Source organism: Roseovarius pacificus, from assembly GCF_900142665.1.
GTDB classification, from domain to species: domain Bacteria; phylum Pseudomonadota; class Alphaproteobacteria; order Rhodobacterales; family Rhodobacteraceae; genus Roseovarius; species Roseovarius pacificus.
Map to the genome: position 1 here is coordinate 528565 of NZ_FRBR01000001.1, position 25502 is coordinate 554066.

Sequence of the window (25502 nt, forward strand, 5' to 3'; positions counted from 1 at the left end):
GCGTCCCTCAGAAAAAGACCTCAGCCGCCGGGATGGCATGCCGGGATTTCGCTGTTGTTAGAACAAGATTACCGGCCTCGTCCACTGTCTCGAACGTACCGGTGAATTCGTCCCGCGCCGTGCGCGCGGTAATGACCTCCCCCAGTTTTGCGGCGCGATCCAGCCAAGCGGTGCGAATGGGCGCAAAGCCGTAGGTGGTGAATTGCGCCTCGTAACGGGCATAGGCCGGGGCAAGCAGGTCGAGGAATTCCTCGGGGGTTACCTCTGCCCCGGTCTCGGACAGCAACGAGACAGGCCGCAACGCCTGCGGCTCGACCTGGTCCGGGGACGGGGCCTGCGCCAGGTTCACGCCGATCCCGATCGCGAAATACGACAGGCCCGCCGCGCTGCCCGCGCTTTCCAACAGGATACCGGCCAGCTTGCCACCGTTCAGCAAAACGTCATTCGGCCATTTCAGGGTAAACCCTTCGGCACGGCCCGTGGCGGCGACAAAAGCGTCATAGAGCGCCAGCGAGGCCACGAAAGACCGCAGCGCCACCTGATCCGGGCTTTCGGTAGGGCGCATCACCAAAGTCGCGGCAAAGTTGCCTTGTGGGTTTGTCCATGCGCGCCCACGTCGCCCGCGCGCCGCGGTCTGGCGCAGGGCGAGTATCCACTCCGGGCCGGTCAGATTCGGGGCGATACGCGCGGCCTCGGCATTGGTGCTGTCCACTTCGGCCAGCACCCTGCGGCCCACCCCATGCGGCCAGGCGGCCATATCATGCGCCATGTTCATCGTTCTCCCGATGCTGGCGCCCCAAAGGGACGCCCACAAACAAAGCGACGCGCCCGAGGCGCGTCACCTGTTCAATCCACCCAGTGCAAGCGTCAGTTGACAAGGGTCGCTGCCGCAGCCTGAGCCATGCCTTCGACACCGAACATGTTGATGATCCCCAACAGCATCAGCGCCGCCGACACCATCAGGAAACTCCATTGCACGGGCGACCGGGAGGTTTCCAGCGGCTCTCGTTCTTCGCCGAAATACATGTAGTAGACGATGCGCAGGTAGTAGAAGGCACCGATCACCGAAGCAATCACGCCAGCCACCGCCAGCCAGGCCAACCCGCCCTCATAGGCGGCGCGCAGCACGTAGAGCTTGCCGAAGAAGCCCAGAAGCGGCGGCACACCAGCCAGGCTGAACAGCAGGATCAGCATGGCAAGGGCGCGGGCCGGATGGGCGCGCGAATACATGTTCAGGCTTGCGATCTCGGTGATCGGCTGGCCGTCACGCTCCATCGACAGGATAAAGGCGAAGGTGCCGATATTCATGGTCACATAGATCGCCATATAGATCAGCATCGCCTGCACGCCAAAGGCATCGCCCGCCGCCAGCCCCATCAGTGCATAGCCCATATGCGCGATCGAGGAATAGGCCATCAGGCGTTTGATATCGGTCTGCCCGATTGCCGCCACGGCCCCCAGGAACATCGACAGAAGGCTGAGCAGTGCAAGCACCTGCTGCCAATCGCCTACGACGCCGCCAAAGGCATCGTGCACCACACGGGCAAACAGTCCCATGGCCGCAACCTTGGGCGCGGTCGCAAAGAAGGCCGTGATCGGCGTGGGCGAGCCTTCGTAGACATCCGGCGTCCACATATGGAAGGGAACCGCCGACACCTTGAAGGCCAGACCGGCGATCACGAAGACCAGCCCGAACAGCAAGCCAACCGGCGCCTGCCCTTCGGCCGCTTCGATGATGCCCGAGAACAGCGTCGTTCCGGCATAGCCATAGGTCAGCGATGCACCGTAAAGCAGCAGCCCCGAACTGAGCGCGCCAAGCACAAAGTATTTCAGGCCCGCCTCGGTGGATTTGGCACTGTCGCGGCGCAGCGAGGCGACGACGTAAAGCGCCAAGGATTGCAGTTCCAGCCCCATGTAAAGCGCCATCAAGTCCCCGGCGCTGACCATCAGCATCATGCCGACGGCAGACAGCGCGATCAGGATCGGATACTCGAAGCGCAGGATTTTCCGGCGCATCATGTATTCCTGTCCCAGCACCATGACCGCGGCAGCCGACAACAGGATCGTCACCTTGGCGAAGCGGGCAAAGCCGTCATCGTTGAACATGCCGCCGAATGCAGTGCGCGAGCCATCTCCCGTCACGCCGATCCAGATCGCCATGGCGCCCAGCAAACCGGCGGTCAGCCACAGTAGCATTCCTGCCATCCGGTCCTTGCCGGTATAGGCCGTGAACAACAGCGCGGCGATCGCATAGACCGAGATCACGATCTCGGGCAGGATAATATTCAGATCAGCCTGCATGTCTCAGGGCCTCCGTTAATGCGACACTTCGGCGATCTGGCTGGCGGCGTGCGCCTCAGCCAGGGCCGTGTCGTAGTTGGAAATCAGGGCTTCGACCGAGGGGCCGATGATGTCGGTGACAAGGCTCGGATAAACGCCGAGCAACAGTGTCATGACAACCAGCGGCGCAAAGATCGCACGTTCGCGGGTGGTCATGTCGGTGATCGAGCGCAGGCTCTCCTTGATCAGGTCGCCCAACACGACACGGCGATAGAGCCACAGCGCATAGGCCGCCGACAGGATCACGCCCGAGGCCGCCACCAGTGCCACCCAGGTATTGACCTGGAAGACACCGATCAGCGTCAGGAATTCACCGATGAACCCGGACGTGCCCGGCAGGCCGACATTAGCCATGGTGAACAGCATGAAGATCAGCGCATAGGCCGGCATCCGGTTGACCAGACCGCCATAGGCGTCGATCTCGCGGGTGTGCATCCGGTCATAGATGACGCCAACACAAAGGAACAGCGCACCCGAGATGAACCCGTGGCTGATCATCTGGAAAATCGCACCGTCGATCCCCTGCTGGTTCGCCGCGAAAATACCCATCGTGACATAGCCCATATGCGCGACCGACGAATAGGCGATCAGCTTTTTCATGTCTTCCTGCGCCAAGGCGACCAGCGAGGTGTAAACGATGGCAATGGCCGACATCCACAGGATCAGCGGGGTCATGATCTCGGCCCCGACCGGGAACATCGGCAGGCTGAACCGCAGGAAGCCATAGCCCCCCATCTTCAGCAGGATCGCCGCCAGAACGACCGAGCCCGCCGTGGGGGCCTGAACGTGCGCGTCCGGCAGCCATGTGTGCACCGGCCACATCGGCATCTTGACCGCGAAGCTGGCGAAGAAGGCGATGAACATCAGCGTCTGCATGCCGCCCACGACATGCACACCGAGGATGCTGAAGCTTTCCGACCCGAACTGGTGGTTCAGCAAGGTCACGATATCGGTGGTCCCCGCGTCCGAGAACATCGCCACCATCGCCACCAGCATCAGCACCGAGCCAAGGAAGGTATAGAGGAAGAACTTGAAGGAGGCATAAATGCGTTCCTTGCCGCCCCAGATGCCGATGATCAGGAACATCGGGATCAGGCCCGCCTCGAAGAACAGGTAGAACAGCACCAGATCGAGCGCCATGAACACGCCCAACATCAGCGTTTCGAGGATCAGGAAGGCGATCATGTATTCCTTGACCCGCTTGGTCACGTTCCACGACGCGGCGATGGTCAGCGGCATCATGAAGGTGGTCAGCAGCACGAACAGAACGCTGATCCCGTCCACACCCATCTTGTATTTGAGGCCCAGAAGCCACTGATGCTCTTCCACGAACTGGAAGCCCGTATCGTTCGGATCGAACCCGGCCAGGATGAACAGCGACACGATAAAGGTCAGCGTCGTGGCGATCAGCGCAACCCACTTGGCATTGCGCTGTGCCGCTGCATCCTCGCCGCGCAGGAAGATCGCGAGGATCGCTGCCGCGATGGCGGGGATGAACGTGGAGATGGAAAGAAGGTTGTCCATTATTCAGCCCCTCCGATGAAAGTCATCCAGGTCACCAGGACCGCGATCCCGATCACCATCGCGAAGGCATAGGTGAAGATGTAGCCCGATTGCGCCCGCCCTGCGAGGCGGGTGAAGAAGGGAATGATCCCCATGGCCACGCCATTGATCGTTCCGTCGACGACATCCCCGTCGCCGCGTTTCCACAGGAACCGGCCAAGCGCCTTGGTGGGACGCACGAACAGGAAGTCGTAGATTTCGTCGAAATACCATTTGTTCAGCAGGAACTGATAAAGCGGGCGCTGGTTTTCGGCCAGTTTGCGCGGCATCGACGGATCCCAGATATAGAACCAGAGTGCAACCACGAAACCGATCACCATGGCGATGAACGGGCTGATCTTGACCCAGGTCGGCGCGTGGTGCGCATCGTCCATCACATGATTGTCGGGGCCCATGAAGATCGCGCCTTCGGGAGCCATTGCATGGATCGCGGCGGCGGGTTCGCCACCCTCTTGCACAGCCGCCTCATCATTGCTGGCGTCAGCAGCAGCCTGATCCTCGGTGGCGGTCTCTTCTCCATGCCCGGCATCGGCCTCGGCATGGTGAACCGGAATACCGAAGAACTTGTTCACCTGGGCATGGTCCCCGAAGAAGCTGTTGTACCACACCATCCCCGAGAACACCGCGCCAAGCGCCAGAACACCAAGCGGCACCAGCATGACCGTCGGGCTTTCATGCGCGTGATCATGCGTGTGCTTGTCGCCGCGCGGTTTGCCCCAGAAGGTCAGGAACATCAGCCGCCAGCTGTAGAAACTGGTGAACAGCGCCGCGATGACCAGCATCCAGAAGGCATAACCGCCTGCCGTGCCTGCGTAAGCGGATTCGATAACGGCATCCTTGGACAGGAACCCGGCAAAGCCGAAATGGGTCAGCGGGATACCGACGCCGGTAATGGCCAGTGTCCCGATCAGCATCGCCCAGAACGTATAGGGCAGTTTCTTGCGCAGGCCGCCATAGTTGCGCATGTCCTGCTCGTGATGCATCCCGTGGATCACCGACCCAGCCCCGAGGAACAGCATTGCTTTGAAGAAGGCGTGCGTGAACAGGTGGAACATCGCCACCGAATAGACGCCCACACCGGCCGCCACGAACATGTAGCCAAGCTGCGAACAGGTGGAATAGGCGATCACGCGCTTGATGTCGTTCTGAACCAGCCCCACCGTGGCCGCGAAAAACGCCGTGGTGGCCCCGATGAAGGTGACAAAGCCCATGGCCTCGGGTGCGTATTCCATGATCGGCGACATGCGGCAGACAAGGAACACACCTGCCGTCACCATCGTGGCGGCGTGGATCAGCGCCGACACCGGGGTCGGGCCTTCCATCGCGTCGGGCAACCAGGTGTGCAGGAACAGCTGCGCCGACTTGCCCATGGCCCCCACGAACAGCAGGAAGGCGATCAGGTTGGCCGCATTCCACTCGGTCCACAAAAAGCTGAGCTGCGTTTCGGCCAGTTCGGGACCGGCGGCGAAAATATCCTCGAACCGGATCGAGTCGGTCAGGAAATAAAGCGCCATGATGCCGAGGATGAACCCGAAGTCGCCGACGCGGTTGACCACGAAGGCCTTGATTGACGCGGCGTTGGCGCTTGGCTTGCGGAAATAGAACCCGATCAGCAGGTAGGATGCGAGGCCTACGCCCTCCCAGCCAAAGAACATCTGCGCAAGGTTGTCGGCCGTGACCAGCATCAGCATCGCGAAGGTGAACAGCGACAGGTAGGCAAAGAAGCGCGGCTTGTAGCTTTCGCCCTCGCGGAAATTCTCGTCATGAGCCATGTAGCCCATCGAATAAAGATGCACGAGCGCCGAAACCGAAGTCACGACGATCAGCATGATCGCGGTCAGCCGGTCCAGCCGGATTGCCCATGACGTGCTCAGTGTACCGGATTCGATCCAGTCCAGAATATGGACGATATGGGTTTGCCCGTCATGGCCCAGAAACACGATCCACGACAGAATACAGGACAGGAACAGCAAGCCGGTGGTCAGCCACTGCGCCCCGGTCTCTCCGATGATGCGCCAGCCGAAGCCGGCGATGATGGCCCCGATGAGAGGCGCGAAAAGAATGGTCAACTCCATCGGATCAGCCTTTCATCACGTTGACGTCTTCCACGGCGATAGTGCCGCGGTTGCGGAAGAAACAGACAAGAATGGCCAGCCCGATCGCCGCCTCGGCGGCGGCGACGGTCAGGACGAACAGCGTGAAAATCTGCCCCACCAGATCGCCCAGATGGGCGGAAAAGGCCACGAGGTTGATGTTGACCGAGAGCAGCATCAGTTCGATCGACATCAGCAGGATGATGACGTTCTTCCGATTCAGGAAGAGGCCGAAAATCCCGATGACGAACAGCGCCGCCGCCACCGTCAGGTAATGTTCAAGTCCAATCATGCGTGTCCCTCCGGGCTCTGCCCGTCCGTCTTTCTTTTCAACGCGTCCCGGGCCTGACCCGGGACCTCTTCCTGTTTGCCCCGGCGCTTTTGGCCGGGAGGCCCCGGATCGGGTCCGGGGCGGGTCAAAAGCTCAGAGCCCCTGCCCCGGCTTCACGTCCTTCAGTTCCATCGCCTTTGCCGGATCGCGATACATCTGCGCCAGAACGTTCTGGCGTTTGATATCCGTGCGATGGCGCAGCGTCAGGACGATTGCCCCGATCATCGCCACCAGCAGGATCAGGCCCGCCGTCTGGAACAGGAGGAAATACTTGTCGTAAATCAGCAGCCCCAGGGCTGCTGTGTTCTCGACCCCGTCGGGCGCGACCGCACCGCGCGCCGTTTCGGCGGTTTCGGCCATATGCCAGTTGCTGTAGGCCAGCCCGAACTGCATCAGCAGGATCACCCCAATCAGCAGCGCCAGAGGCATGTATTTGGCCATCTCGGCCTTGAGTTCGGCGAAATCCACATCCAGCATCATCACGACGAACAGGAACAACACGGCGACCGCACCGACATAGACGATGATCAGAAGCATCGCCACGAACTCGGCTCCCAGCAGAACGAACAGCCCCGCCGAACTGATGAAGGCCAGGATCAGCCACAGCACCGAATGCACGGGGTTGCGGCTGATCACGGTGAACAGCCCCCCGGCCAGCGCCGAGACCGCAAACAGATAGAATGACAGTACCGTCAGGCTCATGTCTCGTTATCCTTTCCCTCGTTCTCGTCCATGACTTCACGGGCGAAATCCATCGCCCGGTTCATCGACGGAATGCCGGCGAACATCGCCATCTGCGCGATGGTTTCGGCAATCTCTTCCTTAGTGGCACCCGCTTCCAATGCGTGGCGCACCGTCATGCGAATCTGTGTATCGCTTTGCGCACCCAGCATGGTCAGCCCCGCCAGCGTCAGCAAAAGCCGCGTCTTGGCATCGAGCCCGTCCTTACTGAAGCCCTTGCCAAAAGTCATCTCCATGATGTCCTTGGGCATGGTCGGCCACAGTTTTTCCATTCCCTTGGGCGAAAACGACTCGAGCGCAGGATTCATGGCCTTCGCCATTTCCTGTGCCTGCGCCATTAAGGCCGCAAAGGGATTACTGTGATCGCTCATCGGTACGGCGCGTCCAGTTCCAGGTTGCGGGCGATCTCGGCCTCCCAACGTTCACCGTTCTCAAGCAGTTTTTGCTTGTCATAGAACAGCTCTTCGCGGGTTTCCGTTGCGAATTCGAAATTCGGCCCCTCGACGATGGCATCCACCGGGCATGCTTCCTGACAGAAGCCGCAATAGATGCATTTCGTCATGTCAATGTCGTAACGCGTGGTGCGGCGGCTGCCGTCATCACGGGGCTCGGCGTCGATGGTGATGGCCTGCGCCGGGCAGATCGCTTCGCACAGCTTGCAGGCGATACAACGCTCTTCGCCGTTGGGATACCGTCGCAGCGCGTGTTCGCCACGGAACCGCGGGCTGAGCGGCCCTTTTTCATGCGGGTAATTCAAGGTGGCCTTGGGAGCGAAGAAGTACTTCAGCCCCAGCCGGAAGCCTTTGAAGAAATCCTTGAGCAGGAAATAGCCTGCGGCGCGTCCATAGTCGATTTGCGTCATGGGTCAGCTCCTGGCGTCTTCGAACCGGGTTTGCCCGGCGGTATCGTGGCCCTGCCACTTGGTTTCATAGTCGCTTTGCAGCGCAATCTTCGGCAGGCGGGATTTCGATGTCTTTTCGATCTCGTAATAAAGATAAGTCCGTCCCGGCCCGATCTTCTTCTTCAACCGCAGGCGGCGGCCCGTGTCGGCGGGATCGCCGAAAACGACTTGCTCGTAAGGCTCTGTCGGATCCTCGGGAATGGCACGGCAGTCGATGACTTCGCAATTGCACGCGCGTTTCCAGAAGGTCCAGACCAATTCAGGATTGAACTGGTACATACCGTGCCCATACCAGCCGTTCAGCCCATTCAACGACACCAGGCGCCCACCTAGCTTCAACATCCGATAAAGCCCTTCAAGCGCCACCGGCACGTTGAAAACATGTTCCACCGTACCACCGTCAAAGATGAAGTCGAACTGGTTCTCCAGTTCTTTCGGCGGTCTTTTGTTGAGATCGTGCAAGATGCTGGCGCCCTCGTAATCCGAGAAGTCCATCGTTTCCATCTCGCCAAAGCCCAGTTTACGCATCAGGGTTTCGGCATAGCCGTCTTCCTGAAGGAAATCGAAACGCCGTGCCTCAACCCCGTTCTTTCTCAGGCTTGCCTCATAGCGTTTGGCGTCGCGACGCTTGATCTTGAACCCCTGACGGCCAAGCATGAGCGTACGGCCCTCCGGCTTGAACCGGGTAGACAGATCGACCAGCCTGTCAAATGTGACGTAGTCGACGCCCATAGTTCATCAGCCTCCGATTGCCCAACGGGCCCACATACCACCAAGCACTTCGAACTTGGCAAGGAACGACACGATCACCACCCAGGCCAGCGATAGCGGCAGGAACACTTTCCAGCCAATGCGCATCAACTGATCATAGCGGTAACGCGGGGTGATCGCCTTGACCATCGCGAAGATGAAGAAGAAGAACGCCATCTTGGCCACCATCCACAGGACGCCATCGGGCAGCCCCGGAATGGGCGACAGCCATCCTCCGAAAAACAGCAGCGAGGTCAGCGCGCACATCAGGAAAATGGCGATGTATTCACCGGCCATGAACAACAGGAAAGGCGTTGCGGAATATTCCACCTGATATCCGGCAACCAGTTCCGATTCAGCCTCGGGCAAATCGAAGGGCGGGCGGTTGGTTTCAGCCAGGGCCGAGATGAAGAACAGGAAAACCATCGGCAAATGCGGCAGCCAGTACCAGCCGAAGAATCCATACCCCGTATCTTGCGCAGCAACGATCGCACTGAAATTCATCGAGCCGGTCGAGATGATAACCCCGATGATGATCAGGCCGATGCTGACCTCATAGGAAATCATCTGCGCCGCCGAACGCAGCGATCCAAGGAACGGATATTTCGAGTTCGAGGCCCATCCCCCCATGATTACGCCGTAAACCTCCAGCGAAGACACGGCAAAGACGAACAGGATCGCAACGTTGATATCGCTCAGCACCCAACCGTCATTGAACGGGATCACCGCCCAGGCAAGGATTGCCAGCACGAAACTGGTCATCGGGGCCAGCATGAACACCGCCTTGTCGGCCCCTGCGGGAACGACGACCTCTTTGACGACATATTTCAGTGCGTCGGCCACCGATTGCAGAATGCCGAATGTCCCCACCACGTTCGGTCCGCGGCGCATCTGGACAGCGGCCCAGATCTTACGGTCTCCATAGACCAGAAACAGAAGCGAGATCATGACAAAGCCGACCACTGCAAGGCATTGCGCCACGATAATCACCGCGATCCCAAGTGGGGTTGTAAAGAATTCAGCCATCAGGTCCTCACACCATCGGTATTCCGTTTTCCGCGCAATCGGCGGCGACGACTTCTGCGTCGATTGTCTTCAATCCCTGGGGCAGCGCCGGCGAGATCGTATAAACCGCATCGCCACTCCAGATACCACCCGCTTCCTCGACATTTGTGCGCAAATGCCGGGCAAATCCGTATCCCCGGATCAGGGTATATTGCGCCGCCGCGCATTCGGCGTAGCGGCTGACATCTTCTGCATTGCGCGCACCGCCCATCGAGACCTGAAAGCTGACCAGATCATTGTCCAGCAAACGCGTCTCGACCCCCCTGTAGTCAGGTGAGAAACCGGCACCCCCGTTCGGGTCGGGCATTTCACAGCCCGACACCGCCCCGGCAAAGGCCAGCGTCATCGGCGATATGAGCGCCACGCGCCGCATCACTCGGCGGCCACCGGCGCGCTGCTGCGGGCCTTGGCGTTGGCACTGAGTTCCGCCATCAACTCGCTGGCCCGTGCGATCGGGTTCGTCAGATAGAAATCCCGGATCGTCAGGCGGAAATCGGCAGTGCCCAATTTGCCCTGCGGCAATGCCTGCCAATCGTTCTCGGGAACCTGATCGATTTTCGCCAGATGCGGCACCTCGGCCACGAGAGCCTTACGAAGCTGAACCAGGCTGTCATAGGGCAACGCCTGCCCCATCTCACCCGACAACGCACGCAGGATCGCCCAGTTTTCCTTGGCCTCACCCGGCGCGAACCCGGCGCGCAGCGCCAGTTGCGGACGGCCTTCGGTATTCACGAACAGGCCCTGTTCCTCGGTGTAAGCGGCGCCCGGCAGGATCACATCGGCGCGATGCGCGCCGCGGTCGCCATGGCTGCCCTGATAGATCACGAAGGGGCCGTCCTGAATCTCGACCTCGTCCGCGCCGAGATTGTAAATCACGTCGGCCCCGTCGATTGCCGCCGTCATGCCGCCTTCGGTGACGCATCCCGCATCCATCGCGCCGACACGCGCCGCAGCGGTATGCAGAACCATGAGTTTCGATTGCGTGTCCCCGGCCAGCTTCATGGCCGCCGCCAGAACCGCCTCGCCATCGGCTTCGTTGAGCGCGCCCTGGCCGACGATCACCACGGAAGGTGCGTCGAGAACTTGCCCATAGTCCTTGTCGAGCAGTGATTTCAGCGACTCGCGGCCCGTCCCGACATGCTCGTATTCATAGGTCAGGTCAACAGCTTCGCCCACAAGGCCAACCTGTGCCCCCCTGAGCCACGCCTTGCGAATGCGTGCGTTCAAAACCGGCGACTCGACCCGCGGATCGGTGCCGATCAACTGAATGAACTTCGCGCTGTCGATGTCATCGATAGACGCCGTGCCGACATACCCCGAACGATTGCCCGCAGGCAGGCGCGCGCCGTCAGTACGGCATTCCACGGAACCGCCCTGCCCCTCGATCAATTGCCTCAGGGCAAACGCGGCCTCGACCGGGGCAAGGTCACCCACCAGACCCGCCAGTTTGGACGCACCCTTGACTGCTTCTGCGGTCTTGGCCAATGCCTCATCCCAGGTGGCGGCGCGCAGCTTGCCGTTTTCACGCACATACGGACAGTCCAGACGTTGCCGGCGCAGCCCGTCCCAGACAAAGCGCGTCTTGTCGGAAATCCATTCCTCGTTCACGGCATCATGGTTGCGCGGCAGGATACGCATGACTTCGCGCCCCTTGGTATCCACCCTGATATTGGCACCAAGCGCATCCATCACGTCGATGGTCTCGGTCTTGCGCAACTCCCACGGGCGGGCCGTGAAGGCGTAGGGCTTGGAGACAAGCGCCCCGACCGGGCACAGGTCGATAATGTTGCCCTGCATGTTGCTGTCCAGCGTTTCCCCCAGATAGCTGGTGATCTCGGCGTCTTCGCCCCGTCCCGTCTGACCCATCTGGTTAATGCCCGCCACCTCGGTGGTGAAACGCACGCAACGGGTGCAGGAAATGCAGCGCGTCATGTGGGTTTCGACCAGCGGGCCAAGATCCAGATCATCGACCGCGCGCTTGGGTTCGCGGTAACGGCTGAAATCCACGCCATAGGCCATGGCCTGATCCTGCAGGTCGCACTCGCCGCCCTGATCGCAGATCGGGCAATCCAGCGGGTGGTTGATCAGCAGGAATTCCATCACCCCTTCGCGGGCCTTCTTGACCATCGGCGAATTCGTCTTGACCACCGGCGGCTGGCCCTCGGGCCCAGGCCGCAGGTCGCGCACCTGCATCGCACAGGAGGCGGCCGGTTTCGGCGGGCCGCCGACCACCTCGACAAGGCACATACGGCAGTTGCCGGCAATCGACAGCCGCTCGTGATAGCAGAACCGCGGGATTTCGATCCCGGCCTCTTCGCAAGCCTGGATCAGCGTCATGGCGCCGTCCACTTCCAGTTCCTGATCGTCGATGATGATCTTGCGCAGGTCAGACATGATTTCTCACTTCGCTTTCAGCAGCAGGCCAATCTGGCTCTGCTTCCGGATTTCGTCGCGGCCAAGGCTACACAGGCTGGCAGGGTCCAGATTGCTTGCGCCGCGCGCCTTGAAATAGGCGTTGCGCTTCATGCGCATCTTGGCCTTTTCCACGTCGTTGTTGATGTAGGAGTCGATCTCGGCTTCCGAATACCCCCGCTCGGCAGCCCGATCCTTGAGATCGGTCAAATAGGCGCGCGCGGTGAACAGCCGCGCCGAAATGGCATCGCATTCGCGGCGTATCTTGTCGGCCACCGCAACCACCAGAAGACCATCGTTGATTTCTTTCTCGGCGGGCAGGCCGGATTTTGCAGTGGCTTGGGCAGTGGCGGCGGTGGCCACCATCACGGCACCGAGAATCAGGGATTTCATCATACGCATGGCACATATCCTTTCATTGCATCAGCAGGCCGCGCATGACGCGCCGCCCCATCTGCGGCGCAGATGGGGACCAGGGCGGATGCTATACAATAGCAAGCCTCCCAAGCCGCTGATATCAAAAGGAGTTTCACCATAGAGCGCAGCGCCCCCGGAATGTCAGACTACCGCCCGACAGCATCACGGTTCCGTCCTCGGCATCGGGGCCCTGGCTCCAGTCGATCTCGGAGGTTCCGAAATTCTGGAGGCAATACCGTGTGCCCTCGTACCGTCCCGCTTCCCGTGCGAGTTCCAGGTTCTGCTCGGCCTTGCGGACCGTCACGACAAAATCCTGACGGTCATCCGAAGCCTTCTTGGATTTCAACGGGAAATAAACACCGTCAAACGTCACCCGTTCGGTCTTCTTCGCACAGGCCCCAAGGGCCAATGCCGCCAGCAAAATGAGAGTTGTCCTGCGCATACCGCTTACTCCGCCGCCACTGCGCTGACACGACCGGATTTCTGGGCCTTGATACGGTCCTCGATCTCGTCGCGGAAGTTGCGAATCAGGCCCTGGATGGGCCAGGCCGACGCATCGCCAAGCGCGCAGATCGTGTGCCCCTCCACCTGTTTGGTCACATCGAACAACATGTCGATCTCTTCGACTTCGGCCTCGCCACGCACCAGCCGGTCCATGACCCGCATCATCCATCCGGTGCCTTCCCGGCATGGGGTGCACTGGCCACAGCTTTCGTGTTTGTAGAACTTCGACAGGCGCCAGATCGCCTTGATGATATCGGTCTGCTTGTCCATGACGATCACAGCCGCCGTACCGAGGCTCGATCCGACCTCGCGCAGGGCGTCGAAATCCATAACCGCATCGCGCATGTTCTCGCCCCGCACACAGGGCACCGACGAACCGCCCGGAATCACGGCCTTGAGGTTGTCCCACCCCCCGCGAATACCGCCGCAATGCTTGTCGATCAGCTCTTCGAAGGTGATCGACATCGCCTCTTCGACGACGCAGGGATTATTGACATGGCCGGACACCGCGAACAGCTTGGTCCCCGCATTGTTGGGCCGCCCGAACGAAGCGAACCAGTCCGGTCCGCGCCGCAGGATCGTCGGTACGACGGCAATGGATTCCACGTTGTTCACCGTGGTCGGGCAACCGTAAACGCCAGCCATTGCCGGGAACGGCGGCTTCATGCGCGGCATGCCCTTCTTGCCTTCGAGGCTTTCCAGCAGCGCGGTTTCCTCGCCGCAGATATAGGCCCCGGCCCCGTGATGCAGGTAAAGATCGAAATCATAGCCCGATTTGCAGGCGTTCTTGCCGATCAGCCCGGCCTCGTAAGCCTCATCGATCGCGGCCTGCAATGCCTCGCGCTCACGAATGTACTCGCCGCGGATGTAGATATAACAGGCATGCGCGTTCATCGCGAAAGACGCGATCAGACATCCTTCGACCAGGGTGTGCGGATCATGACGCATGATTTCGCGGTCCTTGCAGGTGCCCGGCTCGGACTCATCCGCATTGACCACCAGATATGACGGACGCCCATCACTTTCCTTGGGCATGAACGACCATTTGAGACCGGTCGGGAACCCCGCACCGCCACGGCCCCGCAGCCCGCTGGCCTTCATCTGTTCGATGATCCAGTCGCGACCGTTTTGCAGGATTTTCGCCGTCCCGTCCCAATGTCCACGTGCCTTGGCCCCGTTGAGGGAGCGGTCATGCATCCCGTAGAGATTGGTAAAGATACGGTCTTCGTCCTTGAGCATCCGTTATCACCCTCGGTTATCCCGGCGCGTGCGCCAGATTTGATAAGTTACCACCAAGGCCCAGATCAGGGCCGCGATGGCAGCAAGATCGAACAGAAAGACAAAGCGCACCGGCCAGCCCATCTGCCCTCCCAGCCATTGGGCGCCCATCCAGACCAGCATCGTCACGGCAATCACCACACCCACGGCGCGGCCCTTGCGTGCCAGATGCATATCGGTCGAACGGTCTCCCATCGTTTCGTTTCACTCCGTCAATATACGTCGCCGTCTTCGACGCGCTTGGAGAATTCTGTGTCACTGCCCCCGGCCAGAATCCGGGCCTGTTCGACCCAGTTGTCGCGGCTGACGCGCCCGCGGAAACCCTTGAGGTTGGCATCGACCCAAGCCACCTCATCCACGCCCCAACCGGCGATCTGGTCGAAGTGGTAGAACCCCAGTTCATTACACAAGAGTTCCAGTTTGGGGCCAATCCCCTTGATCTGCTTGAGATCATCGGCATTTCCACCGCGCGGCGCGGACAAACCTTCGGGGCGGCTGCCCTCTTCGGTGCCTTCCTTGACGCCGTCGCCGTCATAATCGGGAATGGCGTCTTTCCCCGAAGCTTTGGTCGTTTCGACCGCATCGCCCGCCGTGCCCTTGGCCGACTTTGCCGCCTCGGCGATATCGCCGGTTGCATCTTTCGCGGCGCCTGCGGCTTTCTCACCGGCGTCCCTGGCCACTTTTGCTGTATCGGCCGCAACGGTCCTGGCCTTGTCGGCCACATCGGTCGCCGTGTCCTTGACCGCGTGCGAGGTCGCGACAGGCTGTCCGGCTGCCGCGCAGAAAAGGCGTGTCAGGACCAAACCCAGAAATACCGCGATGGCCGCACCGGCCAACACCGCCGCCACGAAACCTACCGCCGACGTCGTGCCCCACAGCACCAGCACGCCAACAATGGCGGCGATGGCCCAGCAAACGATGCGGCACATGCTCCAACCTTCCGAATTCGACATCACTAACTACCCCCTATTGGTGTCTAGACGGGCGCCTTCAATAGACGCCTCCTTTCTTGACCTTGGAGGAAAACTCCGTCTCCTTGCCCTCGGCCAGCAGTTTCGCCTGTTCGACCCAATTGTCGCGGCTGACGCGGCCCTTGAATCCTTCAAGGTTCTGGTCAACCCACTGCACCTCGTCCTCACTCCATTTCGCCACCTGGTCGAAATGGAAGAATCCCAGCTCGTGAAGCAGTTTTTCGAGTTTCGGTCCGACGCCCTTGATCTGCTTGAGGTCATCGGCCCCCGCTTTGCGGGGCGCTTTCATTGTACGTGGTTTCTTACCCGGCCCGGCGGCCTTGGGTTCCGCGGCAGGTTTGACTTCGGGTTTGGCCTTGGTTTCGGCCTGCGCCTCACGCTTGGAAATCCCCGTTTTATCAACGCTGGCATTGCCCGCAACTTTCGGTTTCGCGGCTCTGGCCCCCACCTCTTGGGGAGAGGCGTTCAGCTTGACGGCCGGGTCGGCGGGCTGATGGTTGGCCCCACGGTCACGCCACGGGGACAATAGCGGCACCTCGGTACCGTCGATACGCTTGATCGTGTCGCCGATATCGGTGGCCCGCTGCACGCTGGCATTGTACTGGTGCCGACCGCTTTCGAAATCCTTGAGGCTGGTCAATCCCGACGCCGGTTCACTTGCATAACGGCCATTTTGCGGGCCCGGCGTGGGCACCTTGCCTGCGGCCATCTCGTCGATGAGGCGTGCGAAACTCTCGGCGGTCAGGTCTTCGTAGTAATCCTTGCCGATCTGCGCCATGGGCGCGTTCGCGCAGGCGCCAAGGCACTCCACCTCTTCCCAGCTGAACTTACCATCCGCTGAAAGTTCATGTGCGTTCGGCGCTATCTTTTCACGGCAAACCGCGATCAGGTCTTCGGCGCCGCAGATCATGCAAGAGGTCGTGCCGCAGACCTGAATATGCGCCACACTGCCGACCGGCTGTAGCTGGAACATGAAATAGAAGGTCGCGACTTCGAGCGCGCGGATATATTGCATCCCCAGCATCTCGGCGACATATTCGATCGCCTTGCGGGTCAACCAGCCTTCCTGCTCTTGCGCGCGCCACAACAGCGGAATCACCGCACTGGCCTGACGGCCCTCGGGATACTTGGTCATCTGAGCCTCGGCCCAGGCCTGGTTTTCAGGCGTGAAGGCAAAGCTGTCGGGCTGCTCGTGGTGGAGACGTCTCAGCATCTAGGCACAGGCTCCTGTCGTCAGTTTCACACCGCCTTGGGGCAAGCGTTCGGCCTTGCCCGTGGCCAGCATGTATGAGGTGATCGCCTTGGACTGCTCGCGGGTCAGCCCCGCTTGCAGCTCGACCGGCTGATAATCGGCTTCGGTCACCATCTGGCAGCCGATGGTCGATACGGCCAGTTCATATTCCGAAATATCGGCAGGTTCGACACCTTCGGGCGGCACATCACAGGCCGCCAGCGGAAGGATACTCAGCACAGCGACGGCTTTCGTCACATAATTGATCACCGGTCGATCTCCCCGAACACAACATCCATGGTCCCGATAATGGCTGCCACATCGGCCAATTGATGCCCGCCAGCCACATGGTCCATTGCCTGAAGGTGCAGGAAACCGGGCGCGCGCAGCTTGGCGCGATAGGGCTTGTTGGTGCCATCGGCCACCAGATACACGCCGAATTCCCCCTTGGGGGCCTCGACGGCGGCATAAACCTCGCCCTCGGGCACGCGGAACCCTTCGGTATACAGCTTGAAGTGATGGATCAATGCCTCCATCGAGGTCTTCATCTCACCACGGGCTGGCGGGGTCAGCTTGCCACGCGCCAGAATATCGCCCTGCCCTTCGCGCGCACGCAGTTTTTCGATCGCCTGATGGATGATCGAAACCGATTGGCGCATCTCTTCCATCCGCACCAGATAGCGATCATAGCAATCGCCGTTCTTTCCTACGGGAATCTGGAATTCAAACTCGTCATAGCACTCATAGGGCTGCGCCCGGCGCAGATCCCACGCCAGACCGCTGCCGCGCACCATCACGCCCGAGAAACCCCAGTTCTGGATATCTTCTTCGGTCACGACACCGATATCGGCGTTGCGCTGCTTGAAAATCCGGTTCTCGGTCAGCAGGCCGTCGATATCGTCAAGAGCCTTGGGAAATTCATTGGCCCAGGTTTCGATATCGTCGATCAGGGCGGGCGGCAGATCCTGATGCACCCCACCGGGGCGGAAATAAGCCGCGTGCAGGCGCGCGCCGCAGGCCCGCTCGTAGAATTCCATCAGCTTTTCGCGCTCTTCAAACCCCCAGAGCGGCGGGGTCAGCGCGCCAACGTCCATCGCCTGCGTGGTGACGTTCAGCAGATGGTTCAGGATACGGCCGATTTCCGAAAAGAGCACCCGGATCAGCTGTGCCCGGCGCGGCACCTCGACGCCCGTCAGCTTTTCGATGGCCAGACACCAGGCATGCTCCTGATTCATCGGCGCCACGTAATCGAGCCGGTCGAAATAAGGCAGGTTTTGCAGGTAAGTGCGGCTTTCCATCAGCTTTTCGGTGCCGCGATGCAGCAGGCCGATATGCGGATCGCACCGCTCGACAATCTCACCGTCGAGTTCCAGCACCAGCCGCAACACCCCGTGCGCCGCCGGGTGCTGAGGACCGAAATTCAGGTTGAAATTGCGGATTTTCTGTTCGCCCGTCAGGGCATCGTCAAACTTGGAGCCGTCCATCACGCACGCCCTCCGTCAATCTTGTCGCGAAACGCCATGACCCACAGCAGGATCAGCGCGCCGAGAGGGATGATAGAAACCAGAGCCACCCAGCTTGGAATGCCGAATTTCGGCAACAGCCGCCAGAACGGCACCACGACCAACACGGCCATGACAACGAGGAACAGAAAACCGCCGCCGCCCATTCCGTAACCTCCGCCCATCATTTCGCCTCCTCCTGCTTTTCATCACCCGGAAGGATGTATTCCGCCCCTTCCCACGGCGACATGAAGTCGAACTGCCGGTATTCCTGAACAAGGCTGACGGGCTCGTAAACGACGCGCTTCTGCACCTCGTCATAGCGCACCTCGGTATAGCCCGTGGTCGGGAAATCCTTGCGCAGCGGATGCCCGCGAAATCCATAGTCGGTCAGGATGCGGCGCAGGTCCGGATGGCCCGAAAACAGGATACCGAACATGTCGAACACTTCGCGCTCGAACCAGTTGGCCGAAGGGTGCACATCAGTGATCGAGGGCACCATATCCTCTTCGCGCACGGCAACACGCAGGCGAATACGCTGGTTCTGGTACATGCTCAGGAAATGGTAGACCACATCGAACCGCTTGGCCCGCTCGGGGTAATCGACGGCGGTGATGTCCACCAAAGTAGAGAAACGACAGGTCTGGTCGGTTTTCAGAAACTCCACCAGTCCCACGATATTGGCCAGCGCGACATCCACGTTCAGTTCGTCATGGGTGACATCCCAACCCAGCACGCAATCGGGGCGTTTGACCTCGATATGGGCGCCCAGTTCTTTCAGCGCGTTGCTCATCGTTTTCGTCCTTTCGCGCGGCCCGTATTGGCGCGCCGTTATCTGTCAGGCGCGCTTAGCGCACGATCGTCCCGGTCCGGCGGATTTTCCGCTGCAATTGCATGATGCCGTATACCAATGCCTCGGCGGTCGGCGGGCAGCCCGGCACGTAGACGTCGACCGGCACGATCCGGTCGCATCCCCGCACAACCGAATAGCTGTAGTGATAATAGCCGCCCCCGTTGGCGCAGGACCCCATCGAGATCACATAACGCGGCTCGGGCATCTGATCGTACACCTTGCGCAGCGCCGGGGCCATCTTGTTGGTCAGCGTGCCGGCCACGATCATCAGATCCGACTGGCGCGGGCTGGCGCGCGGCGCGGTGCCAAAGCGTTCGAGGTCATAGCGCGGCATCGAGGAGTGCATCATCTCGACCGCACAACAGGCCAGGCCGAAGGTCATCCAGTGCAGGCTGCCGGTCCGCGCCCAGTTGATGATGTCCTCGGTCGAGGTGACAAGGAATCCCTTGTCCTGCAACTCGCGGTTCAACTCCTGCGTGGCGACCTCGCGGTCGACCCCGGCAGTGTTCAGTCCGGTCGCTACTCCCATTCCATTGCCCCTTTCTTCCATTCATAGGCAAAGCCGGCGGTCAGCACGGCCAGGAACACCATCATCGACCAGAAGCCCACCATCGACACGTCCTTGAAGGCCACGGCCCATGGGAAAAGCATCGCGATCTCCAGATCGAAGATGATGAACAGGATCGAAACCAGGTAGAACCGGACATCGAATTTCATGCGCGCATCGTCGAAGGCGTTGAAGCCACATTCATACGCGCTCAGTTTTTCGGGGTCGGGGTGGCGGACCGCAGCGACAACCGCCGCAAGGATGAGCACCAGACCAAGACCAATGGCAATGGCCAGAAGAACCAGAATGGGAAGATATTCCCTCAGCATCTCGTCCACGGGATGGCTCCTTTCATGCGCGTCGCGCACGCATTCAGATGGCTGTACAGACTATCGCAGGGTTTACCCCCGCCCCCGATCAGGGTCAACCGACGCAGAACATATTCCAATTTGTGAAACTGTTTGTCGTAATCAATGTATTCTACAGTACACAAATAAGGCGAATACGCTGAAGTTATACGCAGAAAACCCAGGCAGGCCTGGCTTTCAGGACAGTTGAACAGGACAGGCGCACACGCCCTGTCCGCGGGCCTGCCGAATCTTTCAGCTTGTCCAGGACGGTTTGCTCTTGCCGAAAAATGCGCCGATCCCTTCCGGTGCTTCCTCGCCCCGCCAGCACGCCGCCAGTTCCTCCACCGTGTGAGCGATAACCGAGTCGTCGATACGCGGGCCGAGATGGCGCAGCAACGCCTTGGCCCGCGCAACCGCCCCCGGCGCACATTCAAGATACGGGGCGACTTCGGCTTCGATGGCCGTATCCAGTTCGACCTCGGGCACGGCGCGGGCCAAAAGGTTCAGCGTCACCCCCTCATCCGCACCGAACCGGCGGCCCGACATGAACACGCGCCGCGCCTTGTCTTCGCCCATCCGGGCGCAGACATAGGGCCCGATGGTCGCCGGGATCAGCCCCAGCCGGGTTTCCGTGAATCCCAGCAGGATATGATCGGCCCCGATGGCCACGTCGCATACGCTGGCCATGCCCAAACCTCCGCCAAAGGCATTGCCATGCACCCGCCCGATCATGGGTTTCGGCAGGGTATTGAGCGCCTGCAACATATGCGCCAGCTTGGCGGCTTCGCTCGAACGCGTTTCGGAGTCGGCTTCGAACTGCTCGCGCATCCAGCCCAGATCTCCGCCCGCACAGAACGTCTTGCCCTTCGCGGCCAGAACGACCACGCGCACTGCCTCATCCGCAGCCAGTTGTCCTGCGGCCTGCGTCAGTTCCGCAATCATCTGCGCCGACAAGGCATTATGCTTTTCCGCCCGGTCCAGCCAAAGGGTGGCCACACCACGCGCGTCGCACTCGATACTGATGGTTTCAAACATTCCTTACCCTCCTGCAATCCCGACGTTGAGCGACCGGCTTCAACCGGTCCGCATCGCACGCGCCATGTCCGCCGCCATGTCCAGAACCGCGCGGTCAAGGCCGGTCGCATACCCAAGCGCGGTCAGACAATCGTGCACAGCCTCGGTCGCGACATTCCCCGCAGCACCAGGGGCGTACGGACATCCGCCCAGCCCCCCCACAGCGGCATCGAAAACCCGCAAACCACGCGCCAGCGACGCCTCGATATTCTCCAGCGCGCGACCGCCGGTGTCATGATAGTGTCCGGCCAGCCGGTCCGCCGGAACCGCCTGACAGACAGCGCGCAACATCGCGTCGATGCTTTCGGGGGTGCCCTGCCCGATGGTGTCACCCAATGACACCTCGTAACAGCCCATCTCGAACAGCCTGGCCGCCACACGCGCCACATCGGACGGGGCGACCGGCCCGTCATAGGGGCAATCCGTCACACATGACACATACCCCCGCACCGGCAAGCCGACGGTTTTCGCGGCCTCCATGACCGGCGCGAACCGTTCAAGACTTTCCTCAATCGTCGCGTTGATATTGGCCTTCGAAAACCCTTCCGAGGCCGATCCGAACACCGCCACCTCATCGGCTTTCGCCGCCACCGCGCCCTCGAACCCGCGCAGATTGGGGGTCAGCGCCGCATAACGCACGCCCGGTGCACGGGCGATCCCGGCCAGAACATCCGCCGAATCCGCCATTTGCGGCACCCATTTCGGGCTGACGAAACTGGCCACCTCGATACGCCGGAACCCCGCCCCGCTCAGGCAATCGACCAGGGCGACCTTGTCCACCGTCGGGATCTGGCGCTTCTCGTTCTGCAACCCGTCGCGCGGGCCTACTTCGAAAATCTCGACCGTTTCAGCCATCCCATGCCTCATAGAAATCCTGTTCATAAATCAAGGAACTCTCCGGCCTCGGCAACGACGCCTGAAATCCCTCGCGTTCGGTAATCCGCTCAAACCATTTTCCGGTTTCAGGGAAGCCCTCCAGCCGCGCGAAGCGACGCGCCATATACACAGCCTGACCGACAGCGATATCGCAGGCCGAGAACCCGCCCGTCAGCAGGTAGTCGCGATTTTCCAAAGGCGTGGACAGGCGCGCCTCGATCGCCTCATAGCATTTGCGCAATCGTGCGGCCTCAAGCTTCATGACGATCGGGCTGCGCATCGAATCTTCGTAGAGCATGATATGCTGCTGCGTCAGCGCCGCCACATGCTGACTGACGGTTTCGGCAAAATGCACCCAGACCAGCCACGCCATGCGATCCATGCTGCCCGGCAACCGGCCAAGCCCAGCCTCGGGGAAGCGTTCGCAAAGATATTCGACCATCGCGCCGGATTCGAACATCCGCTCGCCTTCGATCTCAAGCGCGGGTACCCGCCCCGCCGGCGACAGCGACAGGAATTCGGGCGCGCGCAAGGATTTATCGAAGGCATGTTCGACCACCTGAAAATCTACACCCAGTTCGTGCAGCAACCACAAGACCCGCATCGAACGGCTTTGCGGAACATGATGCAGGGTGATCATGCCGCCTCTCCTTCCTCGTCCTCGCTGGCCAGCCGGATCAGGGCCGCTCCGGCCTCGACCTGCGCGCCCTCTTCGACCAGCACCTCGTCAACCGTGCCGTCCCGCGCGGCCAGAAGCGAATGCTCCATCTTCATGGCCTCCAGCACCGCCAGCCGGTCGCCTTCTCTGACCTCCTGCCCCGGTTTGGCCAGAACCGCCTTGACCAGTCCGGGCATGGGCGCCTCGATCACATCACGATCCCCGCCAGCCATGGCCGCGCGATCCAGTGGATCGACGATATCGAAGTCCAGACCGTAATCGTCGAACACCGTCACCAGATGCCCCGACACCGCCACGTTCGCGGCCGCCTGCCCATCGAGTTGCCATCGCCCACCCACGCGCCGCGCTTCCACCGTGGTGTCACCGATCTGCACATCATGGGCCTCCGCCGACAAGCTCTGAACACGCACGGCAATCTCATCGCCCTGACGATGCAGGTGCACCGTACGGGTCAGCGGCGACCACAGGGTGAAGCCCGTCGCGCCTTCTGTTGCATCCAGCACGCCCATGGCGGCAAGGGCTGCCAGGGCGATATCGCGCGTATCCGGCGCGGGCTCAACCACCAGCATATCCAGATCGCGCGCGATCAGGCCCGTGTCGACTTCGCCGGCGGCAAACCCCTCATGCGCGGCCAAAGCCCCCAGAAAGCCGAGATTGGTCACCGTCCCCGCCACCTCGCAATCCCGCAACGCCGCTGACAGGCGGCGCAACGCGCCCGCACGGGTTGCCCCGTGAGTGATCAGCTTGGCGATCATCGGATCGTAATGCGGCGATATCTCATCACCCGCACGTACCCCGGTATCGGCGCGCGCCCCATCGGGGAACCGCAGATGCGCCAGCCGCCCCGTGGCGGGCAGGAACCCCTTGGGCACATCCTCGGCATAAAGCCGCGCCTCGAAGGCATGACCGTTGATCTGCAACTCATCCTGACACTTGGGCAGCCCTTCACCGCTGGCCACGCGCAACTGCCACTCCACAAGGTCAACGCCGGTAATCGCCTCGGTCACCGGATGCTCGACCTGCAAGCGCGTGTTCATTTCCATGAACCAGAACCCATCGGGGCGCAGCCCGCGGCTGCCATCCACGATGAACTCCACCGTCCCGGCCCCGGCATAGCCGATCGCCTCGGCGGCGCGCACCGCCGCCTGCCCCATCGCCGCGCGCATCTCATCGGTCATGCCCGGTGCGGGGGCCTCTTCGATGACCTTCTGGTGACGGCGCTGAAGCGAGCAATCGCGCTCGAACAGATGGACGGCGCCTTGCCCGTCGCCAAAGACCTGCACCTCGATATGGCGCGGCTTCTGGATGAACTTCTCGATCAGCACCGCATCGTTGCCAAAGGCGGTCCTGGCTTCGCTGCGCGCGCTGTCCAGCGCATCGGCAAAATCGCCTGCACGTTCCACCAGCCGCATGCCCTTGCCGCCGCCGCCCGCAACGGCCTTGATCAGTACCGGATAGCCAATCGCATCGGCAGCCCCCGAGAGGTGCTCGGGGTCCTGGTTGTCGCCGTGATACCCCGGCACCACCGGCACGCCCGCCTCTTCCATCAGCACCTTGGCCGCATCCTTGAGCCCCATGGCACGGATCGCCCTGGCCGACGGCCCGATAAAGGCCAGCCCCGCCGCTTCGACCGCCTCGACGAAATCGGGGTTCTCGGACAGGAACCCATAGCCGGGGTGAATGGCCTGCGCCCCGGTCTGTAACGCCGCCTCGATGATCGCATCGCCCCGCAGATAACTGTCGGCGGGGGCCGGCCCACCGATATGCACGGCCCGGTCCGCCATTGCCACATGGCGCGCGGCCCGGTCGGCATCGGAATACACCGCCACCGTGCGCACTCCCATCTTCCTCGCGGTGTCGATCACCCGGCAGGCGATCTCGCCGCGGTTGGCTATCAGGATCGTTTCAAACATCGGTTTCTCTCCTGTCGGGCAGGTTTCGCCCGCTCTTCATCTTTCCCCAAATACTCCCGCCGGAGGCATCATGCGTCGGCCCCGAACGGACCGGCATCAGGATAGGCAGAGGGCACGTCACCACTTGCCCAAGGCCTCCTGCGCCTCTGCGACCATACGCACGACGATCTCGCCCGCCGGTCGCACCTCATGGATCAGGCCAACGGCCTCACCGGCAATGCCCGGCGCACCCGCCGCATCCCCATCGGCCACAGCCCTGGCATACCCCGCCTGCGCCTGCGCCGACGCGGGACCACCCGGCACGCCCTGCCAGTGATCGGTCCAGGCGTTGCGAAGCGTGCGGATCGTATATGGCTCGGGCCATTTCAGCCCCCGTGCGATATCCGGCAGGGACGAGCGCAACGTGCGATCCCCATCCGCATCCAATGCCGCACGGCGGAATCCCGGCGCGACAAGCGCCTCGTCGCTGGCCCAGAACCGGGTGCCCACCAGCACCCCGTCGGCGCCCAGCATCAGCGCCGCCGCCAATCCCCGGCCATCGGCAATGCCCCCGGCGGCCAGCACAAGCGCACGCGCGCCCACCGCATCCACCACCTCGGGCACAAGGCTGAACGTGCCGCGCGATGCGCCATGGCCGCCGGCCTCGCTCCCTTGCGCGACGATCACATCGGCCCCGGCCTGTGCAGCATCGCGTGCGCCCTGTACCGTCTGAACCTGCACGAATACCGGCACAGCTGCGGCTTGCGCGCGTTCGGCAAAGGGCGACAGATCGCCAAATGACAGGAACACCGCCGCAGGCTTGCGGGCAAGCACGGCATCGAACAGCCCCGGTGCTTCCGCCTCGCGCTCGGCCAGGGCCCAGGTGATAAATCCACAGCCCACCGCCCCATTCCCGGCCTCGGAAAACTGCTCATCGATCCAGTCGGCATCGCAATAGCCCCCGCCGATGAACCCAAGCCCCCCGGCCCCGCTGACCGCAGCCGCCAGACGCCCGCCCGCAGCCATCGCCATAGGGGCCGACACGATCGGAGCGTCCAGACCGAACCGCTCGGTCAATCGGGTTGTAAAAACTGCGCTCATGTCACCTGTCCTGTTGCATCCACTGAGAGCC

General features: G+C 61.5%; 29 protein-coding genes. All 29 read right to left on the minus strand.

Features of this window, described 5'->3' with window-relative positions:
• Window positions 1–7: 7 nt before the first annotated feature.
• The gene (locus BUB53_RS02535; protein ID WP_143163138.1) at window positions 8–757 is read right to left on the minus strand and encodes a biotin--[acetyl-CoA-carboxylase] ligase; all 750 of its coding nucleotides are present in this window, start codon (window positions 755–757) and stop codon (window positions 8–10) included.
• A gap of 110 nt (window positions 758–867) precedes the next feature.
• Complete coding sequence (gene nuoN, locus BUB53_RS02540; protein WP_073032330.1) at window positions 868–2301, minus strand: NADH-quinone oxidoreductase subunit NuoN; 1434 nt, start codon at window positions 2299–2301, stop codon at window positions 868–870.
• A 15-nt stretch (window positions 2302–2316) separates the two neighbouring features.
• A complete protein-coding gene (locus BUB53_RS02545; RefSeq protein WP_073032332.1) occupies window positions 2317–3864 on the minus strand; it encodes an NADH-quinone oxidoreductase subunit M in 1548 nt (515 codons plus the stop codon).
• Window positions 3864–5978, minus strand: a complete 2115-nt coding sequence (gene nuoL, locus BUB53_RS02550) for an NADH-quinone oxidoreductase subunit L (protein ID WP_073032334.1) — start codon at window positions 5976–5978, stop codon at window positions 3864–3866. Before nuoL ends, BUB53_RS02545 begins: the two co-directional genes overlap by 1 nt.
• 4 nt (window positions 5979–5982) lie before the next feature.
• A complete protein-coding gene (gene nuoK, locus BUB53_RS02555; protein ID WP_073032336.1) occupies window positions 5983–6288 on the minus strand; it encodes an NADH-quinone oxidoreductase subunit NuoK in 306 nt (101 codons plus the stop codon).
• Between the two features lie 132 nt (window positions 6289–6420).
• Window positions 6421–7029 (minus strand): NADH-quinone oxidoreductase subunit J, encoded by a 609-nt coding sequence (locus tag BUB53_RS02560; protein WP_073032338.1) that lies wholly within the window; start codon window positions 7027–7029, stop codon window positions 6421–6423.
• Entirely contained in the window at window positions 7026–7439 is a 414-nt protein-coding gene (locus tag BUB53_RS02565; protein WP_073032340.1) for a carboxymuconolactone decarboxylase family protein, read from the minus strand. Before BUB53_RS02565 ends, BUB53_RS02560 begins: the two co-directional genes overlap by 4 nt.
• Window positions 7436–7930: an NADH-quinone oxidoreductase subunit NuoI gene (gene nuoI / locus BUB53_RS02570; RefSeq protein WP_073032342.1), complete on the minus strand. Its 495-nt coding sequence runs from the start codon at window positions 7928–7930 to the stop codon at window positions 7436–7438. Before nuoI ends, BUB53_RS02565 begins: the two co-directional genes overlap by 4 nt.
• A 3-nt stretch (window positions 7931–7933) precedes the next feature.
• On the minus strand, window positions 7934–8701 hold the full coding sequence (locus BUB53_RS02575) for a class I SAM-dependent methyltransferase (protein ID WP_073032344.1): 768 nt from the start codon (window positions 8699–8701) through the stop codon (window positions 7934–7936).
• Window positions 8702–8707: 6 nt separating this feature from the next.
• The gene (nuoH, locus tag BUB53_RS02580) at window positions 8708–9745 is read right to left on the minus strand and encodes an NADH-quinone oxidoreductase subunit NuoH (RefSeq protein WP_073032346.1); all 1038 of its coding nucleotides are present in this window, start codon (window positions 9743–9745) and stop codon (window positions 8708–8710) included.
• Between the two features lie 7 nt (window positions 9746–9752).
• Window positions 9753–10157 (minus strand): hypothetical protein, encoded by a 405-nt coding sequence (locus BUB53_RS02585; protein WP_073032348.1) that lies wholly within the window; start codon window positions 10155–10157, stop codon window positions 9753–9755.
• Window positions 10157–12178 (minus strand): NADH-quinone oxidoreductase subunit NuoG, encoded by a 2022-nt coding sequence (gene nuoG / locus BUB53_RS02590; RefSeq protein WP_073032351.1) that lies wholly within the window; start codon window positions 12176–12178, stop codon window positions 10157–10159. The genes BUB53_RS02585 and nuoG overlap by 1 nt, the downstream gene beginning before the upstream one ends.
• Window positions 12179–12184: 6 nt before the next feature.
• The gene (locus BUB53_RS02595) at window positions 12185–12598 is read right to left on the minus strand and encodes a DUF5333 domain-containing protein (RefSeq protein ID WP_084728815.1); all 414 of its coding nucleotides are present in this window, start codon (window positions 12596–12598) and stop codon (window positions 12185–12187) included.
• A 127-nt stretch (window positions 12599–12725) separates the two neighbouring features.
• Complete coding sequence (locus tag BUB53_RS02600; RefSeq protein WP_073032353.1) at window positions 12726–13055, minus strand: hypothetical protein; 330 nt, start codon at window positions 13053–13055, stop codon at window positions 12726–12728.
• Window positions 13056–13060: 5 nt separating this feature from the next.
• Window positions 13061–14356, minus strand: coding sequence for an NADH-quinone oxidoreductase subunit NuoF (nuoF, locus tag BUB53_RS02605; RefSeq protein ID WP_073032355.1), 1296 nt, complete (start codon window positions 14354–14356; stop codon window positions 13061–13063).
• A 6-nt stretch (window positions 14357–14362) separates the two neighbouring features.
• Window positions 14363–14590 (minus strand): DUF5337 domain-containing protein, encoded by a 228-nt coding sequence (locus BUB53_RS02610; RefSeq protein ID WP_073032357.1) that lies wholly within the window; start codon window positions 14588–14590, stop codon window positions 14363–14365.
• A gap of 17 nt (window positions 14591–14607) precedes the next feature.
• Window positions 14608–15348, minus strand: a complete 741-nt coding sequence (locus BUB53_RS02615) for a hypothetical protein (RefSeq protein WP_073032359.1) — start codon at window positions 15346–15348, stop codon at window positions 14608–14610.
• Window positions 15349–15385: 37 nt separating this feature from the next.
• Window positions 15386–16579, minus strand: coding sequence for an NADH-quinone oxidoreductase subunit E (locus BUB53_RS02620; protein ID WP_073032370.1), 1194 nt, complete (start codon window positions 16577–16579; stop codon window positions 15386–15388).
• A complete protein-coding gene (locus BUB53_RS02625) occupies window positions 16580–16867 on the minus strand; it encodes a hypothetical protein (protein WP_229709453.1) in 288 nt (95 codons plus the stop codon). It lies immediately after the preceding gene.
• Window positions 16864–18081 carry an NADH-quinone oxidoreductase subunit D gene (locus BUB53_RS02630; protein WP_073032372.1) on the minus strand — a complete coding sequence of 406 codons (1218 nt, stop codon included), beginning with the start codon at window positions 18079–18081 and terminating at the stop codon, window positions 16864–16866. Before BUB53_RS02630 ends, BUB53_RS02625 begins: the two co-directional genes overlap by 4 nt.
• A complete protein-coding gene (locus BUB53_RS02635; RefSeq protein ID WP_229709452.1) occupies window positions 18081–18287 on the minus strand; it encodes a hypothetical protein in 207 nt (68 codons plus the stop codon). Before BUB53_RS02635 ends, BUB53_RS02630 begins: the two co-directional genes overlap by 1 nt.
• Window positions 18284–18892, minus strand: coding sequence for an NADH-quinone oxidoreductase subunit C (locus BUB53_RS02640; protein ID WP_073032374.1), 609 nt, complete (start codon window positions 18890–18892; stop codon window positions 18284–18286). The genes BUB53_RS02635 and BUB53_RS02640 overlap by 4 nt, the downstream gene beginning before the upstream one ends.
• 55 nt (window positions 18893–18947) lie before the next feature.
• A complete protein-coding gene (locus BUB53_RS02645) occupies window positions 18948–19481 on the minus strand; it encodes a NuoB/complex I 20 kDa subunit family protein (RefSeq protein WP_073032376.1) in 534 nt (177 codons plus the stop codon).
• Window positions 19472–19837: an NADH-quinone oxidoreductase subunit A gene (locus BUB53_RS02650; protein ID WP_073032378.1), complete on the minus strand. Its 366-nt coding sequence runs from the start codon at window positions 19835–19837 to the stop codon at window positions 19472–19474. The genes BUB53_RS02645 and BUB53_RS02650 overlap by 10 nt, the downstream gene beginning before the upstream one ends.
• Window positions 19838–20101: 264 nt before the next feature.
• On the minus strand, window positions 20102–20884 hold the full coding sequence (locus tag BUB53_RS02655; RefSeq protein WP_073032380.1) for a crotonase/enoyl-CoA hydratase family protein: 783 nt from the start codon (window positions 20882–20884) through the stop codon (window positions 20102–20104).
• Between the two features lie 39 nt (window positions 20885–20923).
• Complete coding sequence (locus BUB53_RS02660; protein ID WP_073032382.1) at window positions 20924–21778, minus strand: hydroxymethylglutaryl-CoA lyase; 855 nt, start codon at window positions 21776–21778, stop codon at window positions 20924–20926.
• Window positions 21771–22439 carry a glutathione S-transferase family protein gene (locus tag BUB53_RS02665; RefSeq protein ID WP_073032384.1) on the minus strand — a complete coding sequence of 223 codons (669 nt, stop codon included), beginning with the start codon at window positions 22437–22439 and terminating at the stop codon, window positions 21771–21773. Before BUB53_RS02665 ends, BUB53_RS02660 begins: the two co-directional genes overlap by 8 nt.
• Window positions 22436–24391, minus strand: a complete 1956-nt coding sequence (locus BUB53_RS02670; RefSeq protein ID WP_073032386.1) for an acetyl/propionyl/methylcrotonyl-CoA carboxylase subunit alpha — start codon at window positions 24389–24391, stop codon at window positions 22436–22438. The genes BUB53_RS02665 and BUB53_RS02670 overlap by 4 nt, the downstream gene beginning before the upstream one ends.
• Before the next feature lie 117 nt (window positions 24392–24508).
• Window positions 24509–25471: an NAD(P)H-dependent flavin oxidoreductase gene (locus BUB53_RS02675; RefSeq protein WP_073032388.1), complete on the minus strand. Its 963-nt coding sequence runs from the start codon at window positions 25469–25471 to the stop codon at window positions 24509–24511.
• Window positions 25472–25502 lie beyond the last annotated feature (31 nt).